Annotated in this window: 14 protein-coding genes and 1 other RNA gene; 14 read left to right on the forward strand and 1 reads right to left on the reverse strand. The window is 45.9% G+C overall.

Annotated elements, in window-relative coordinates; translation table 11 throughout:
- Positions 1-84 precede the first annotated feature (84 nt).
- On the reverse strand, positions 85-813 hold the full coding sequence (locus tag AC0YN3_RS32055; RefSeq protein WP_475778886.1) for a copper homeostasis protein CutC: 729 nt from the start codon (positions 811-813) through the stop codon (positions 85-87).
- Between the two features lie 138 nt (positions 814-951).
- Between AC0YN3_RS32055 and smpB the strand changes: the two genes are divergently transcribed.
- The 14 genes from smpB (at position 952) to AC0YN3_RS32125 (ending at position 16,644) form a co-directional block, all read left to right on the forward strand.
- A complete protein-coding gene (gene smpB, locus AC0YN3_RS32060) occupies positions 952-1,431 on the forward strand; it encodes an SsrA-binding protein SmpB (protein WP_475778887.1) in 480 nt (159 codons plus the stop codon).
- 272 nt (positions 1,432-1,703) lie between these two features.
- Positions 1,704-2,068: a transfer-messenger RNA gene (gene ssrA, locus AC0YN3_RS32065) on the forward strand.
- Between the two features lie 390 nt (positions 2,069-2,458).
- Positions 2,459-3,367, forward strand: coding sequence for an ABC transporter permease (locus tag AC0YN3_RS32070; RefSeq protein WP_475778888.1), 909 nt, complete (start codon positions 2,459-2,461; stop codon positions 3,365-3,367).
- A 22-nt stretch (positions 3,368-3,389) separates the two neighbouring features.
- Positions 3,390-4,283, forward strand: a complete 894-nt coding sequence (locus AC0YN3_RS32075; RefSeq protein ID WP_475778889.1) for a carbohydrate ABC transporter permease — start codon at positions 3,390-3,392, stop codon at positions 4,281-4,283.
- 35 nt (positions 4,284-4,318) lie between these two features.
- A complete protein-coding gene (locus AC0YN3_RS32080) occupies positions 4,319-5,836 on the forward strand; it encodes an extracellular solute-binding protein (protein ID WP_475778890.1) in 1,518 nt (505 codons plus the stop codon).
- A 35-nt stretch (positions 5,837-5,871) separates the two neighbouring features.
- On the forward strand, positions 5,872-8,145 hold the full coding sequence (locus AC0YN3_RS32085; RefSeq protein WP_475778891.1) for a helix-turn-helix domain-containing protein: 2,274 nt from the start codon (positions 5,872-5,874) through the stop codon (positions 8,143-8,145).
- On the forward strand, positions 8,138-8,977 hold the full coding sequence (locus AC0YN3_RS32090; RefSeq protein ID WP_475778892.1) for a PIG-L deacetylase family protein: 840 nt from the start codon (positions 8,138-8,140) through the stop codon (positions 8,975-8,977). Before AC0YN3_RS32085 ends, AC0YN3_RS32090 begins: the two co-directional genes overlap by 8 nt.
- The gene (locus tag AC0YN3_RS32095; RefSeq protein WP_475778893.1) at positions 8,974-9,801 is read left to right on the forward strand and encodes a PIG-L deacetylase family protein; all 828 of its coding nucleotides are present in this window, start codon (positions 8,974-8,976) and stop codon (positions 9,799-9,801) included. Before AC0YN3_RS32090 ends, AC0YN3_RS32095 begins: the two co-directional genes overlap by 4 nt.
- Positions 9,802-10,216: 415 nt before the next feature.
- Positions 10,217-10,933 carry a response regulator transcription factor gene (locus tag AC0YN3_RS32100; RefSeq protein WP_475778894.1) on the forward strand — a complete coding sequence of 239 codons (717 nt, stop codon included), beginning with the start codon at positions 10,217-10,219 and terminating at the stop codon, positions 10,931-10,933.
- Positions 10,920-11,966: a sensor histidine kinase gene (locus AC0YN3_RS32105; protein ID WP_475778895.1), complete on the forward strand. Its 1,047-nt coding sequence runs from the start codon at positions 10,920-10,922 to the stop codon at positions 11,964-11,966. The genes AC0YN3_RS32100 and AC0YN3_RS32105 overlap by 14 nt, the downstream gene beginning before the upstream one ends.
- Before the next feature lie 60 nt (positions 11,967-12,026).
- On the forward strand, positions 12,027-12,947 hold the full coding sequence (locus AC0YN3_RS32110) for an ABC transporter ATP-binding protein (RefSeq protein ID WP_475778899.1): 921 nt from the start codon (positions 12,027-12,029) through the stop codon (positions 12,945-12,947).
- On the forward strand, positions 12,940-13,677 hold the full coding sequence (locus AC0YN3_RS32115) for an ABC transporter permease (RefSeq protein ID WP_475778896.1): 738 nt from the start codon (positions 12,940-12,942) through the stop codon (positions 13,675-13,677). The genes AC0YN3_RS32110 and AC0YN3_RS32115 overlap by 8 nt, the downstream gene beginning before the upstream one ends.
- On the forward strand, positions 13,677-14,525 hold the full coding sequence (locus tag AC0YN3_RS32120) for an undecaprenyl-diphosphate phosphatase (protein WP_475778897.1): 849 nt from the start codon (positions 13,677-13,679) through the stop codon (positions 14,523-14,525). Before AC0YN3_RS32115 ends, AC0YN3_RS32120 begins: the two co-directional genes overlap by 1 nt.
- Positions 14,526-14,793: 268 nt before the next feature.
- Positions 14,794-16,644, forward strand: coding sequence for a Rieske 2Fe-2S domain-containing protein (locus tag AC0YN3_RS32125; protein WP_475778898.1), 1,851 nt, complete (start codon positions 14,794-14,796; stop codon positions 16,642-16,644).
- Positions 16,645-16,796 lie beyond the last annotated feature (152 nt).

Here is a 16,796-nt window from a genome sequence, read left to right on the forward strand (position 1 = left end):
CGAACGTTAATAAAACCGCCTTTGACCTTAGGGTTGAGGGCGGTTTTTTTTGTGCGAAACTAAGCAGGGGGAATAGGTTATATTTTAACGAAATTGGTCAAGCATTTGCCGGGCGCTTCGTATAAGCGAACCATCGATCGGTGCTGTGGTTCCGCCAAGTCTGACACCAGTGCCGAGATGAACGGCTTGCGCTTTGGTGGCTGAGAGAAAGCCCGGCAATGCCGCAACGGTTAGTCCGCTTCCTGGTAGGATAGTTATATCATGCCCATTAGTTCGTTGAATCAACCTAACGATTTGATCGGTTGCATCGAGTACGCTTGGTTTGCCGCCGGAGGTGAGAATCCATTTGATTTGAGAATACTGCAATAGAGTGGATAAAGCCTCCTGCTGGTCCGTGACCTCATCGAATGCACGGTGGAAGGTGACCGGGATGTCCCCTGCAGCGTCTAAAAGGCGCTCCAATGACTGTATATCTATTGTGCCGTCCGTGCGCAGCGTTCCTAGAACGTAAGCATGGATACCTGTGCCTTGCAAGCTTAGCATATAAGTAATCATTTCTTGCAAATCTGCTTCATCATACACGAAGGATTGACTATGTGGCCTAACCATAACATGTATGGGAATGATCTTAGGAAATGCTGAACTATTGGATTGCTCCAGTCGTTTAAGTGCCTCAACCACCTCGGAGATGACGTCTAGCTTGGGGCTCAGTCCGCCTTGCTCGAAGTCTGAGATTAGTTCTATGCGGTCAGCGCCGTGGAGTGCGGCTGTAACCGCTTCATCGGCTGTTGTAGCTATGATTTCAAGCAGCATGGATATTCTCCTTCTCGAATACGACGGCGAGAGAGCGGGTCTCTGCAGGCGCCTTGATTTCCGTTCCTAAAGTTGTTACAATGAACACCAGCATATGTACAACAACTATTGTAGCTGAATGATGTCGAGGTGACTAGCATGGGTAAGAAAAGTGACGGCAAGCAGCTGGCCCAGAACAAGAAGGCTTCCCATGACTATTTCATTGAGGAAACGTTCGAAGCTGGGATGGTGCTCTTGGGAACGGAAATTAAATCGCTGCGTAATGGCAGGGCGAACATCAGTGATGCTTTCGCAACCATTCGTAACGGTGAAATCTTCATTCACAATATGCACATTAGCCCGTTTGAGCAAGGCAATATGCACAACCCTACCGATCCAACGCGTGCACGCAAGCTATTGATGCACAAAGCTCAAATTCATAAGCTATTGGGCTTATCGAAGCAAGAGGGCTATGCCATTGTACCTTTAAAGATCTACGTGCGCAATGGATATGCGAAGCTGTTGATTGGGCTAGGTAAAGGCAAGAAGCAATACGATAAGCGGGATACGGCGGCGAAGCGCGATGCACAGCGCGATATCCAGCGTGCTCTTCGCGAGAAACAAAAGGTTGCCCGCTAAGCTTATATTTCCATGGAAGCAAACGTCTAGCGTTGCCAATAACAAACGCGCGCAATTGCCGAGCGTTCGTGGTATACTAAAGCAGTAGAAAAGGCAACACAAAGCAAAGTCAATTTAGAAAGTGCATTCGTGCTAGACAATCGGAACAGTTGAATCAGACGTTTAATCTGATGAAGTTGATCCTTGATCCTAAAGCTTCAATTGAGCTAAACGGTAGTGCAAGCAAGACATGTATTTCATGTTTGTGTGCAGCTAGTCGTTTATGCAAAATTGGGGGCGTTTATGGATTCGACGGGGATTGGACGAGCGCGGGTTGCGGGTAGCAGGGAGTCGTCTGCTTCATCAACGCTAAAGCCTATTAAACGGCAAACAACAAACAAACTACGCTTTCGCAGCCTAAGAAACTGTGTGCGTGCTTCTACCCAGCATCGTCCATGTGACTGGATTAGGGGCTAACAAGTAGTGGAATACGCTGTCTCATCTCCGCCTGCGGTGAGCTGAAGAAGACAATCAGGCTGACCCAACGTATAGCCGGTTACGGGGCGATACTCGGGTGACATCAAAACTGTGACTACACCCGTAGAAGCCTGTGTGGCGTGATCTTCGGACAGGGGTTCAAATCCCCTCGCCTCCACCAAACCATGAAAAACCCGACCTCGTGAGGTCGGGTTTTTGCATTTCTTATTCTTGTTAAGGTACTTATTTTCATGAGCTACAGGGCAGTCATCACTACAAGAACAAATATTGCATTTATGGTGCATTGAATGGGTAAGTACCCCGAAAATGAAATATTATGAGTTCAAGCACTCCAAGTTATGTGTTCCGCCATGCCGGGACCATGAAGGGTGCTTTTTTATTGAAATTGCGGTAAATATGCTTTGTATGTTAATTTAATGTTAGAAATCATTACATATTAAGGACGAGTTGTACCGAAATCCATGAAATCTGAACTGAATCATTGAATCGGAGACTATATTGTGACCCCAACATGACGTTATCATAACGTTATGAAGGGGGTGAAACCAAAATGGTGTTTCGAGAAATTATGCGCAATCGGGTGTTGTACTCATTAGCGGTCCCGGGCTTGCTGGTACTTATTATTTTCTTCTATTTACCAATGTTCGGCCATGTGATTGCGTTTAAAAACTACAATTATTTTGACGGGATTTGGGGGAGCCCTTGGACGGGACTTGATAATTTCAAGTTTTTTTTCGGCGGAAGCGACTGGCTGCGCGTTACGTTTAATACCTTGTTTCTTAATGCATTATTCATTGCGTTCGGTCTTGTCATCTCCGTTATACTAGCCATTTTTCTTAATGAGATTAGGCAGGCCGTCTTCAAAAGAGTCGCGCAATCAATGGCGTTTCTTCCGTTTTTCGTATCTTGGATGGTCGTAAGCATGATGCTGTTCTCTCTGCTTAACACCTCGGATGGCTTAATAAACCGTTCGTTGAAGGAGTTGGGCCTGGATGCTGTATCCTGGTACAACATGCCTCACTATTGGCCAGCCATATTAACGGTCATTAGCGTATGGAAGACGGCAGGCTACCAGGCTGTTATTTATTTGGCTGCCATTACAAGCATTTCGCCGGAGTATTATGAGAGCGCGCAAATAGACGGAGCAACAAGGCTGCAGCGCATTAGGCATATTACGCTGCCGCTTCTGCGCCCGACGATTATCGTGCTTACATTGCTAGCGATTGGACGTATCTTTTACGGTGATTTCGGTATGATATTCGGACTCGTCGGAGACAATGGCGTCCTATACGAGACGACGGACGTCATTGATACGTACGCATACCGCGCTTTGCGGCAGCTGGGTAATTTCGGCATGTCTTCGTCTATCGGACTTTATCAATCCGTGCTAGGGTTGGTTACGATTTGTGTTTTTAACCTTATCGTAAGGAAGATCGACAAGGAATCGAGCATCTTCTAGAACGGAAGGAGTGATAATTGCCATGCTAAAAGCTATCAAACAAATAGGCACTTCCGACAAAATAGTCATTGCCGCTGTGTATGTGGTGGTTACGTCGTTCGCGTTATTTTCTTTTATTCCATTCTGGCTCGTTATTGTGAATTCGTTCGCATCCGAAAGCGTGCTCGGCCTACACGGCTTTAGTCTCCTGCCGAGCAAATGGTCACTCGATGCGTACCGGTACTTGCTAACGGGCAATCAAATCTATTATAGCTACGGTGTAACGTTATTCGTGACGATCGTAGGTACAGTGCTAGCCGTACTCATTACCGCGATGTTCGCCTACGTGCTGGCCCATCCGAAAATCAAGTTCAAAAACCAGTTGGCGTTTTTTACTTATTTTACGATTCTGTTCGGCACGGGGCTTGTTGGCTTCTATATTGTAATCTCTATGTGGTTGGGACTCAAGGACAGTATATGGTCCATGATACTGCCATCGCTTATTAACCCATTTTACACGTTCATCTTAGTTTCATTCTTCCGTACGCTGCCCTTCGAAATATACGAATCGGCTGTCATGGATGGAGCAGGTGATTATCGGATTTTCTTCCGCATTATGTGGCCGATTTCGGTGCCGGCGATCGCGACGATCAGTTTGTTTTATGCGATTTTCTACTGGAACGATTGGTGGCTAGCATTGCTGTTTGTCGATAATTACAAGCTTCAGCCGCTTCAGCTTATGATTAGGCAGCTCATTTCCAATCTTAATATTTTGTCATACATTCAAGGCAGTCCCGGTTCTTACGGAGGGGGATTGCCGAACCAAGGCGTACGGCTCGCGACAGTTTGCTTGACGATCGGTCCGATCATATTCCTTTACCCATACATTCAGAAGTATTTCGTAAAAGGATTAACGATTGGTTCGGTGAAAGGTTAATAGAAGAGGGGATAAACCCAGTGGAGGTTAACGATATGAAAAAATGGTCCAAACGAAGCGCTGCGCTTCTCATAATCGCTTTGTTCGTTACGGCTTGCTCTCGTAATACCGGGGAAAGTCCCGGTAACGGTCAAAATGGACAGCAGGCTATTTCAGATCCCGTGACGCTGAAGATCGTTATGCCAGGTGACCGTCCTGCAGATATGGATAAGGTTATCGCGGAAATCGAGAATAAAATGAAGGGTACGCTCAATGTAAAGCTTGACGTCATCTTCTCCTCTTGGTCAGACATTCATCAGAAAACGCAGATTATGCTTACGAGCGGCGAGCCGGTCGACCTGATGTTCGAAGCACCCTGGATGCATCTAGACAGCATGGCGTCAGCAGGATATTATGAGCCGCTTGAGGAATTGCTCAACGAATACGGCAAAAATATATTAGCGGCACGCCCGCAGCAAATGTGGGACGCAAACAAAATTAACGGCCAAGTGCTGGCGATTCCGCTTGGAAATTCCTTCTATAAACCGACGACCTATTATATTCGCAAGGACTTAAGAGAAAAGCTCGATTTGCCGCCAATGCAATCATATGATGATATTATTTCGTTCGCTAGAAAGGTACAGCAGCAGTACCCCGACATCATCCCAATGACGCCTCAAACGCAAATTCCGATGTCCGAGGTGCATTTCCGCTTAGCGCAAGGAACGGATGTTATGATGACGCCGATGTTGACTGATTTCATCCTCTATAGGGCCCCGAATTCACCGATCATCCGAAACATGCTGGATGACCCTAGCCCTGTCATTTGGAGCGCAATCGAGAATGCACGAAAGCTTTATCAGGACAAAATTATAAATCCGGACGTGATGGCAATCAAGGATCCTGATAACTGGGTCACGACTCATCCTACGGCAGTTTACTTAGCGACAGATTTTGGCTTAAAAGCCGATCTGGCAGAGAAGCTACTCTCTAACTTGCCGGGTTCGGAGCTTGAATCGTATACGCTTTTCGATCCGACGCCGAGCAAAAATTCGTCGACGTTCAAACAGTGGAATTTTATGACCGTTCCGAAGTCGAGCAAGCACAAGAAAGAAGCGATTCAATTTCTTGATTGGGCTAACGCCTCTCAAGAAAATTATGATCTACTCGCATATGGAATCAAGGGCGTTAACTGGGAAGACGCAGGGGATCAGCAGTATAGAATGCTGACGCCAGACAAATACCCATGGTTCCCGTACGACTGGATTTGGAATCCGAAATTTGACCGCCTCGACGCGAGCCAAGAGCCTTCCGCTATCGAGCTAAATCGGTTTATCATGAACGCGAACAACTTTACGGTCGATGTACTGACAGGCTTTAACTTTGATACGAGTGCCGTTCAGAACGAGCTGTCCCAATTTTACGCGTTGGAAAACCAGTATTTGCTTCCGATCTACAACGGCGCGGTTGATCTGGATACGTATTGGAAGGAGTTTACCGAGAAGGCCGGTCCCGCGCTCAAAAAAATCCAGGAGGAAGGGCAAAAGCAAATCGATGATTTCCTGAAAAAGTAACGTTATAGCGGAACAGAGGGAGAGGGGAGGACCATATGCGTAAATATATCCAAGCTGAGGCTTATTTGCACGTCTTTCTTATATTGGTTATTTTGTTCAGCATGACCGTTATTCCCTTCTCCTTCTATCTATCGAATCAGTATTCCAAGTATGCTTCGCAAGAGCTTGAGCGAAATGACCGTTATAAGCTGGAGCAAACGAAAGAAAACCTCATTTTTACGTTCGACCGTCTTAAGCGGGTAACGCTTAGCCTATACGAAGAGCCAGAAATCAGGACATGGGTACAATTGCGGGAAGATGATCCGTTTGTACTTAACGGCATGGTGCAATTACTGAAGAAAAGACTCGTTAATGAGCCTTTCATCGAATCCGCTGTTGTGTACAATGCCAACCTGGGACGCGTATTTGATTATGAGACGGGGATGCTTCCAGCGTATGAAATAATAATGGATGGCATGGGAGAGCTCATGCAAGGAGACTTGCCGAACTATTTCCGCATTACAAAGCTGCTGTTCCAGGGCCATGAGAGTCTAGCCATCCTGCTGCCGTTCGGACTTGAGAAAGACCGTCCAAAGAGCTTCCTTGTTATTCGGTTAAACAGCGATGCCATTCAGAAGTCTATGCTGCAGTTAAACAAGGATAGCGACGTATTCATTCATGTGGCAGATGGCAATGGTGAGCCCATTATTGGCCAATCTGATGCGGCGCTGCTCCAGCATCTGCGTGAGCAAGGAAAGAAACAGCATAAGGAAACATTCAGAACAAGCATCCAAGATAGCCAGTGGATCATCTCCTATGATCTGGCAGGCGTTGAAGACTGGACGATATATTACTCGGCAAGAATGGATGATTGGTTCCGAAATGCGGAATCTTTCAAGCACAAAATTTTGTATTCGTTTCTCGGATTATTGGTATCGTTAATCGCGATCTTGTTTTGGAATGCGAGAAGCTATCATCGTCCCGTCAGCCAGTTGGCGAGGCAAATATCCAGCATGGTCGAAACGGCTGCGGAAAGCGGCTGGAGAAGAAGGTTGTTGCCGAAGACCGAGGTTCACCAGATTCAGCTAGGCTTCGGGATTCTCACGGAGAGGATTGAGCAGTTGAATCAGTCGGTTCAGGACGGACGGCTTAGGCAGAAGGAAGATGACCTGCGCGAGTGGGTCAATGAGGGCAAGCTAGAAGGCTCGACCCGCAAACGGATTCAAGAATCCAGTACGATTCTGGATTACGCCAGCATCGTTATCGCTGTATGCAGAATCGACTCCTATATGGCGTTATCCGAGAAATACGATTTCTCCTCCCGCAAAACGCTCAAGGGCACAATCGTCAATATCGCCTGCGAGGCCTTTGCATTCAAGGCTTGGAAGGTAGAAAGCATTGATTTTGGGGGCAATCATATCGTCTTTATTATTGGAGTCGGTTCGGAAGGAGAAAGGACGGAGCTAATTCACTGCTTCGAAGAAATTAATACCCGAGTGCATAAGTGGCTGAAGCTAAATCTGACCGTAGGATTAAGTGATTTCCGCCAGCCTGACTGCGATATGAAAGCTGTATACGACAAGGCCTTCCAGTTGGCAACGCTTAGCTTTATCGATGGAAATAGTCGAATTTACCAAGAATCGGATTACGAGAATGAAGCGAGAAGCTCGATACAATTACCGGATGATACGATTCCACCAGGACTCATTGACTCCATTCGGCTAGGACAGACAGAAAAGGCGAAGCGCCTGCTGGATGAAGCGGGAAACAGGCTTCGCCAAATGTCTTATGACGAATGTAAGCTGCAACTGACATTCCTGATCTATCACTTGTACAAAGCGTTCGGAAAAGTAATGAATTTCTCCGGTATGAACGGCGTTCGCTCGGACCTGGACCGATTCAACACATTGGACGAAGCAATGGATAAGCTGAAAGAAGATACCGAGGCTATTATAGGCAATTTGTATGAGCGTCGTGCGGGTGACCGAAGAGACGAACGAGTGGAGGAAATGCTCCAGTATTTGAAGCTTAACATTCACAATCCGATGTTAACGATCGATCAAATGGCTAATCACGTATCGCTATCCGTCAATTATGCCCGCACGCTATTCAAAGAGTGGACCGGAATTACGGTTTCGGGTTATATCCTGAATGAACGCATACAGCTCGTCAAATATTTGCTTGTCCAAACGGATAAGACGATTACCGAGATCGCTGCACAGTCTGGGTTTCAATCAAGAAGCACATTTTTCACCGTATTCAAAAAAGAAGTCGGCGTTACGCCAAGTGATTACCGGTTGAATCTGAAAGGAGCCAGCATGAATGAGTGAAACGTTAAACGTGATCGTTATTTTCGCGCACCCAGACGAGGGTGAAAAATATGCGGGAGGAACGTCAGCGCTGCTTGCCAGGCGTGGCCATCGGGTGAAGTTTCTGTCACTTACGAACGGGGATGGAGGACATTTTCAATTATCGGGAGAGGAGCTTGTGCTTCGTAGAGCGGAGGAAGCTAAGAGGGCGCAGGCTGCCTTAGGTATTGCAGATTACGAAATTCTCGACAACCGGGATGGATCTCTACTGCCCACGCTTGAGCTGCGCAATGCCATTATTAAACGGATTAGGGAATGGGAGGCGGATGTCGTCATTACGTTCCACCCGGAAGGTGGCACCCATGCGGATAATCGTTATGCGGGCAAGGCGGTAAGCGATGCCGCGGCGTTCGTTACGCTTGTTCCGAATGTCGTGCCTGATACGAAGTATTTAAGCAAATCGCCGCTTTATTTGCTTATGCCGGACTATTCCATGAAGAAGAGATATAGCGCGGATATTGTTGTTGGAATTGACGAAGCGCTAGAGAGCAAGCTGCTTGGCTGCGGCGCGCATGAATCGCAGTTTTTCGAATATCAGCCTTGGACGAAAGGAAGGCTTGATGAGGTGCCCGCGGTCTGGAAGGATAGACGGGAATGGCTGCTGCGAGACATATCGGATTTTCTACACGTTTCGGAAGAGATGACATCCTCGCTTGTGGAGATGTACGGGGAGTTGAGGGCGGGCCGCTTTCAGTATGCGGAACCGTTCGAGCTCGCTTCCTACAACTCGGGAGGGACAGGGGAGCGGGTTCGCGTGCTTATTGAAAAATTGTCGGAAGAGGTGATTGTGTGAAGGACGTCCTTCGAGTCATTGTCATCGCTGCGCATCCGGATGAGCCCGAAATTTACGCTGGGGGCACGACGGCATTGTTGACCGAAAGAGGTCATCAGGTGAAATACCTCTCCTTGACCAACGGAGATGCTGGGCACCATGAGCTGTCTGGCGAAACGCTTGCCAAGCGAAGAGCTGCCGAAGCGGTTGAAGCAGCTAAGCACTTAGGCGTTGCGGAGTATGAAATTCTTGACAACCATGACGGATGGCTTCTTCCGACTTTGGAAATTAGGAAAGCAGTCATTCAGCGAATTCGTTCCTGGAAAGCTGATATCGTCATTGGATTCCATCCGGAAGGGGGAACGCATACGGATAATAGATATGCGGGTCGGGTCGTAGCCGATTCTTCCGCATTCGTAGCCAATGTACCGAATATCGTTCCTGATACGCCTTGCTTGGATGAGCCGCCGTTGTTTCTGCTTATGCCGGATTACTCCATGCGCGCATCGTATAAAGCGGATATCGTCATCGATATCGGCCCTGTACTGGAGAAGAAGCTGCTTGCTTGTCACTCCCATGCTACTCAGTTCTATGAGTTCGCCCCGTTCGAGCAGGGGATGACGAAGCCTGTGCCGCATGATTTCGAAGGGAAGAGACAGTTCATATTGGAAGGGTGGTCGACGTTTTTCCGGGTATCGGACGAAATGCTTCCGGCACTGGAGCGGGATTACGGAATGGATGAGGCTGGAAACGTCAAATTCGCGGAGCCTTTCCAATATGCGGAGTATAACGCAGGTGTGCTTCCTGATCAGCGATTGGAGCTCCTATCGAGGCTACGCGGCTAGCATGAGTAAAATAAGCTCCGCATGCTGCTGCCAAAGGAGTTCAACGCAGTATTTGTTGTTAAAACATATAAAGGGTGGTTAGATCCCTCCCCTTTACCGAACCATGGAAAACCCGACTTCGTGAGGTCGATTACCGACCACGATTCGTCGGAAGTTAACAGTCCGAATGACATACATTTGCTGGGCGATGTCGATCCCGACGACTAAACGCTGAGCGGAGCAAGGGCGTAGGCACAAGTGTGCTTACGCCCTTATTCACGTATTAATGGAAATAATTAGTGGATGAGTAAAAATTTTCTTAAATTAATGAAGGAATTCGGTTACGCTATTCATGGGCAAGATCCACTCTATTAAACGATGGTCAGATATGGCAATATGGTTGAATAATGATTAATTTAAAAAAGCAGGTGAAATCATGGACGAGGTTCGGATACTGATTGCCGACGATGACAGGGAAATAAGGGATTTGCTGAAGAAGTATTTGGAACGGGAACTTTATCATGCGGATGTAGCGACAGATGGAGAACATGCACTGCGCTTGTTCGACGTTAATAGCTACAACCTTGTTATATTGGATATTATGATGCCGCTGGTAGATGGGATCGAAGTGTGTAGAAGATTGCGGAACAAATCGAACGTTCCCATATTAATGCTCACAGCCAAGGATCATGAAGCGGAGAAGATACTGGGATTAAGCATAGGCGCTGACGACTATATGACGAAGCCTTTCAGTATCAATGAAGTTGTCGCCAGAGTAAAGGCGCTTATGAGGCGATATCTGGTTCTTGGGAGCGAACAGGGTACGCAAAGCAAATTAAAGATCACGTACAAAGGGCTCTCGATCGATCTACGGCAATATACCGTCAATGCCGGAGGAGAAGAGGTTTCACTTACCTCAAAGGAATTTGAACTTCTAAAGTTTTTGGCGACTAATCCCGGACAGGTATTTACCAAGACCCAGTTATTTCGTCATGTATGGGACAGCAGCTACATAGAAGACGACAACACGATCATGGTACATATCAGAAAACTTCGCAAAAAAATAGAAGCAGACCCAGCCAACCCTCTGTTTATTCAAACGGTATGGGGAATCGGTTACAAATTCACGGGTGAAAAAAATGAATCTGAATAAGCTCATCGCGCTGCTCGCAATTCAATTGGTCATCATTGTTGGGCTTTCTATCACGATTTTGCACCCCAACGGATTGGTGATTTCACAATGGATTTTACTCGCAACATTTGTCGTAGTTACGGGCATTGCTTTAGCCATGGTGTTACTTCTCCGCCCAAAATTGGCATACATGGCTGCAGAGTTAAAACGAGCGGCTGGCGGCAATTTTAAGACCCGGTTATTTGCGAAAGAGGACCCGATTTGGAATGAGTTTGTTTTTTCGATCAATGAAGTCATCGATCAGCTTGAACAGATCAAAATCGAATCAGTCCAATCGCAGTCGGCGAGAGTCAGCCTGTTGTCCAGCATTTCACATGATATTCGAACGCCACTCACTTCCATTATTGGCTATGTGGACGCTCTGAAGGACGGCATTGCAACTTCCGAAAAGGAAAAACAGAAGTATATCGCGATTCTGTCGGTAAAGGCTTCTGCGCTCAAGGAAATGATTGACGAAATTTTTATGATGGCCAAGCTCGATGCCGATGAGATGCCTCGCAAAGAGGAAGTTATCGATTTGGCCGAGCTGACCAGAGAACTGTTGATTGAGTTTCTGCCGGAGCTGACGAAGCAAGGGGTCTCCTTGGAAACACATATTCCGGATGTCATATACCCTGTGCGGGTAGACCGAATGGGACTGATGAGAACGATCGGGAATATTGTGAAGAACGCTGTACAGTACGGAAAAGAAGGGAAAGTGCTGGGGGTAGACTTGCAAGAAATGGACGAAGAGTACCAATTGATCATTTGGGACCGGGGTCCGGGGATACAAGAAGAGGAGCTTGCGCAAATATTCGAAAGAAATTACAGAAGTGACAAGGCGAGAAGCTCGGATAGCGGAGGAAGCGGTCTCGGACTTGCCATAGCAAGGTCGCTCGCGGAAAGAGAGGGTGGAGGGATTGCAGTCCAAAGCATACCGTGGGAGAAAACGTCCTTTGTCTTGTTTTTGCCGAGAGACGGCGTGAAAATTAAGAAACAATTAAAAAATAGATAAGAAGCTGTTAAAATCGTCTGTCTATAATGATGACATGCTTACGAAAAGAGGTGTTTTACGATTAGCGTTATCATTAAAACCACAAACCTGACAAAAGCTTACGGCAAGTCGATTGTGGTCGACCGTGTAAACATGAAGGTCAACCAGGGCGAAATATACGGTTTTTTGGGACGGAACGGCGCCGGCAAGACGACGACCATCCGCATGCTTATGGGGCTAATCAAACCTACCGAGGGTCAAATTGACATATTCGGCGAAAATCTTGCGCACCGTCAAAAAGATATTTTACGCAGAATCGGGTCGATTGTTGAAGTGCCGGGCTTTTACGAAAATCTGACTGCGGTGGAGAACTTGTTGATTAACGCTAAAATAATGGGCATCCATAAACGAAATGCGGTTGCGGAAACGCTGGAGATGGTCGGATTGCAAGATGAAACAAAGAAGACCGTAGGGAAATATTCGCTCGGGATGAAGCAGCGTCTTGGCATTGCGAGAGCGCTCCTTCATTATCCAGAGCTGCTTATCCTTGACGAGCCTACCAATGGGCTTGATCCAATCGGGATCAAGGAGATGCGCAAACTGATCAAAGCATTGGCAGAGGAACGTGGAATTACCATACTCATCTCGAGCCATATTTTATCCGAAATCGAGCAGCTCGCGGACCGCGTGGGCATTATTCATAAAGGCAAATTGCTGGAGGAAACGGCAATTAATAAGCTTCGCCAAATGAATCGCAAATATGTGGAGTTTCAAGTGTCAAACGATAAAAAAGCTACCATGATCCTTGAGAGCCATTTCAACGTCATGGATTATGAAATTCGTGAGCAAGGCCAAATCCGAATTTATTCGCATTTTGGAGAGCAGGGTCAAATCAATAAAACATTTGTTCAGCAGGACATCGAGGTTTCGAAGATTGTTATCAGTGAGGACAAATTAGAAGATTATTTTACTCAGCTTGTGGGAGGCGGAAGCATTGGGTGATCTGGTCTATACAGAAATATTGAAGCTTAAACGCTCAAAAATGTTTTCTTTAACGTTTATCGGTGCCATGGTTGCTCCATTCCTGGTCGTCGTTTCGACTTATATCCATATTCATAGCAATGAGCCGACGGAGGTGATCCTATTTGCAGATCTATTCTTTGACACCAACCTGTATACGTCGGTACTAATAGGCGTTCCGCTCTATGGTGTGGCGGCAGCCTATCTTTTTAGCCGTGAATATGCGGAGGATACGTTGAAAAATTTGCTTACTATCCCGGTATCCCGCACTGGCATACTAGTCAGCAAGTTGCTTCTTTTGTTTATGTGGATAATTGCGCTTACGATCGTGGCGTGGGGATTAACACTGCTACTAGGCATGCTTGGACAGTTTGATGGCTTGACAATGTCTTTGCTTTTGCAGTCATTCAAGCAATTCATCGCTGCCGGTTCGTTTTTATTTGTTCTATCCTCGCCTGTTATGCTCATTACGCTCTTGATGAAAAATTATGTGCCGGCGATTATTTTGACTATCGTGATTACTTTGATTAATGTAATGGGTTCAAATTCCGAGCACAAGGGATTAATTCCTTGGATAGCTGCATTTGATATTGTAAACGGATCGCTCCTGCCGGAGTATCCCGCGTCATACTCATACATGTCGATCGCTGTGCCAGCGATTGGTTGCTTCATCGCGGCACTCCTCTACTTTAGAAAGGCGGACATTCATTAATGAACGATATGATAAGCGCGATTATATTGGGTATTATCGAAGGGTTGACCGAATTTCTGCCCGTATCGTCTACAGGGCATTTGATTTTAGCAGGCCATTTGATGGGTTTCGAAGGAGATGCGGCTACCACGTTCAAGATTGTCATTCAGCTCGGTGCGGTCATGGCGGTATTTGTGCTTTACTGGAAAAGGTATGTGGATATGCTAAAAGGGCTGCTGACATTCAACTTTTCCGCAGCGGGGAAATTAAACGCCATTCATTTGATAATCGCCATGGTTCCTGCCCTTATCGTTTACCTGATTTTCAAGGATGTCATTAAACGTGAATTATTCGGGCCGGCACCTGTACTCATTGGCTTGATTCTGGGAGGGATTCTCCTGATCATTGGTGCGCGGGCAAAGCGAAAAGTGATTTCCGAGCAAACGGACGACATTACCTACAAACAGGCTTTTGGAATCGGATTGTTCCAATGCCTCGCCTTGTGGCCGGGTTTTTCAAGATCGGGTTCGACGATAGCTGGCGGAATGCTGCTTGGCACGAGCCAGAGAGCCGCCGCGGATTTCACGTTCATGATATCGGTTCCGGTCATGCTCGGCGCGACGATGCTGGACATGTATGATAGCCGAGAGTTATTGACGTCAAGCAATTTGACGCTGTTTCTAGTCGGGTTTATTACCGCCTTTATCGTGGCCATGATTGCCGTCGTTACTTTTTTGAAAATAATTAAACGGCTTCGTCTAGAATGGTTTGCGTTTTACCGTTTTGCGCTCGCTGCGGTATTTTACACTTTTTTGAACGATTCCTTTAATGCTTTCAAGTTCAGTCTATTGATTCATTATTTTATTTAGGCACAAAAAAATTCAACGCTGTACGTACAAAAATGTTAGGACAAGTATGGAAAATTATATGCCAATCCTGTATTGTTGTAAGATATGATCGACAGTAACAAGGTTGAAAAAATGGGGTAAATTTCTTAACTGGCGCTGAACAAATGAGACAGTAGATCGTTATCGCCATTCCGTAAGTCATTATAACTTTTACATGGTAGGAATCGAATTCAATCGCAGATATTGGGGCTGAGCCAATTTAATTTTTATGGGGGTAAGAAACGATCTTATGAAAAAAGTGTTAATCGGAGAGGTTGCGCAATTTAATACTTGGCCTGCTACACTCGAAATCGATGGGAAACCGTTCTTTTTAGTCCGGGAAAACGATTCGATTCAACTTCTCTCGTCCACTTGCCCGCATATGGGAGGTACTATTTGTCATACGGATGGTGTTTTCGAATGCCCGGTGCATATGTGGAAGTTTGATGAGAAGTCAGGGAAATGTTTAACTAATGTGAATCAGAGTATGAAATCCATAGATACGATCATTGAAGATGGGGTGATCTTTGCTCTTTTAGAAAGTGACGAAGAGGAGCCATCCGTGAAAAAGTCGACGAATCAAATTCCGAAGGATTTGTCTATTAAGCTCCATTCTCATGCATGCTTGGAATTCGAGACTGAAAATTTTCGGTTATTGACTGATCCATGGCTTGACGGACCCTGCTTTTTAGGGGCGTGGACTCACTACCCTACCCCGTTAACGGATGGCTCGGATTTGCGACCAGATGCAATTTGGATTTCGCACGAGCATTCCGATCACTTCCATGAGCCGACCCTCGCTCATTTTAATAAAGAGACCCCTGTTTACGTACCCGACTTTCCTAATCAGCGGTTGAAGCACCGATTAACGGAGCTTGGCTTCAGTAGAGTTCATGCAATGCCATTCGGAGAGAAAATTCAGATCGCAGATCAAATTTTTATTACTTGTTACGAGCCAATAAGCCTCTGGAATGATGCGATTGTACTCATTGAAATTAAAGGGTTCCGTTTCTTGAATTTAAACGACGCAGGGTTAAATCCTCACATTGCCAGGCAGGTTGGTCCCGTAGATGCCATCGCCTCAGCATTCTCGCCTGGCGCATCGGGATTCCCTTTAACATGGGGACATTTAAGTGAAGACGAAAAATCAACGATTATGAGGAAAAGCTGCAGCGGTCTTCTGACGATGTTGGAAAAAGCGGCGTCTTTGTACCAAACCAACTATTTAATTCCCTTTGCAAGCCATTTTGAACTATGGAACCCGGAACACGAGCCGTTTGTAAAAAAATCTCTCAAAAACAGCTTGGATGACGTGCTTCGGTTTTTCGAAAATAAGCCGATACGTATCGTCGATTTGTTAGCTGGAGAAAAATGGGTACCGAATGTAGATGAGATTGAACGTATTGGATATAATCGCAGAGAATTGTATGATCCGGTTAGCAAAGGTCTTTGGTTAAAGGATCAGTTTGACCAAGCAAGCTTTTTGAAATCGTATCCGTCGGCCACCAAGGTCTCTCGAGAGGAAGTCATCTCTTACTTATTGAAGTTAAACGAGGTACCTGAGATTATTTTTTCAGAGGATGTTGAGGTTTTACTGACATCGACCGGGAAGATATCCGACTTAGCATTTGACGTTTCTTTTCGTATCGCGAATGGAGCATTATCGATTGAAGAAGCGGGAGTAGAGAGAACTGGGATATCGATTAGTATGCCGAATGAAATTCTAGGCTCGATCGTGCAGAAGGATATATCATGGGATGAAGCTTTTATTGGATACTGGTGTAGCTTCTATCGAGATTCGGATATCTATCATGCTGACTTTTGGAGATTGCTTCAAGCACCGTATTATCGTAAGAATCCAAGGATTAACCGATTATCACAATTAAATTCCAAGAATGATATAAATAAAATGACTATAGCAGATTTGTTTGATCGGTATGGAGATGACATCGAGCGGATATTAGGACGATATGGATTATATTGTATGGGGTGTTATCGATCTAATCAGGAAACGCTGGAACTCGCCCTTTTGTCCCATGGAATTCTGCAAGAAAAAAAGGATCGGTTGTATCAGGAACTCGATGTTTTGTTCGCTGAATGAGATACGAGTAATGATTAAATAACCAAAAAGACAACTACCCATTGATATGCTCCCCTTTAGGTAGACAGGTGAAATAATAAAAACCTGTTTATCAAGGGGAGTTTTTTCATGTCTCAAATAAATGAGTACTGCGGGGAAGAGAAATTAGCCAT

Source organism: Paenibacillus sp. J22R232, from assembly GCF_056269165.1.

Bases quoted from the DNA above. Each gene is read 5' to 3' on its own strand.
- AC0YN3_RS32055 (WP_475778886.1), bottom strand. From the start codon at position 813: ATGCTGCTTGAAATCATAGCTACAACAGCCGATGAAGCGGTTACAGCC.
- smpB (WP_475778887.1), top strand. From the start codon at position 952: ATGGGTAAGAAAAGTGACGGCAAGCAGCTGGCCCAGAACAAGAAGGCT.
- AC0YN3_RS32070 (WP_475778888.1), top strand. From the start codon at position 2,459: ATGGTGTTTCGAGAAATTATGCGCAATCGGGTGTTGTACTCATTAGCG.
- AC0YN3_RS32075 (WP_475778889.1), top strand. From the start codon at position 3,390: ATGCTAAAAGCTATCAAACAAATAGGCACTTCCGACAAAATAGTCATT.
- AC0YN3_RS32080 (WP_475778890.1), top strand. From the start codon at position 4,319: ATGAAAAAATGGTCCAAACGAAGCGCTGCGCTTCTCATAATCGCTTTG.
- AC0YN3_RS32085 (WP_475778891.1), top strand. From the start codon at position 5,872: ATGCGTAAATATATCCAAGCTGAGGCTTATTTGCACGTCTTTCTTATA.
- AC0YN3_RS32090 (WP_475778892.1), top strand. From the start codon at position 8,138: ATGAGTGAAACGTTAAACGTGATCGTTATTTTCGCGCACCCAGACGAG.
- AC0YN3_RS32100 (WP_475778894.1), top strand. From the start codon at position 10,217: ATGGACGAGGTTCGGATACTGATTGCCGACGATGACAGGGAAATAAGG.
- AC0YN3_RS32105 (WP_475778895.1), top strand. From the start codon at position 10,920: ATGAATCTGAATAAGCTCATCGCGCTGCTCGCAATTCAATTGGTCATC.
- AC0YN3_RS32120 (WP_475778897.1), top strand. From the start codon at position 13,677: ATGAACGATATGATAAGCGCGATTATATTGGGTATTATCGAAGGGTTG.
- AC0YN3_RS32125 (WP_475778898.1), top strand. From the start codon at position 14,794: ATGAAAAAAGTGTTAATCGGAGAGGTTGCGCAATTTAATACTTGGCCT.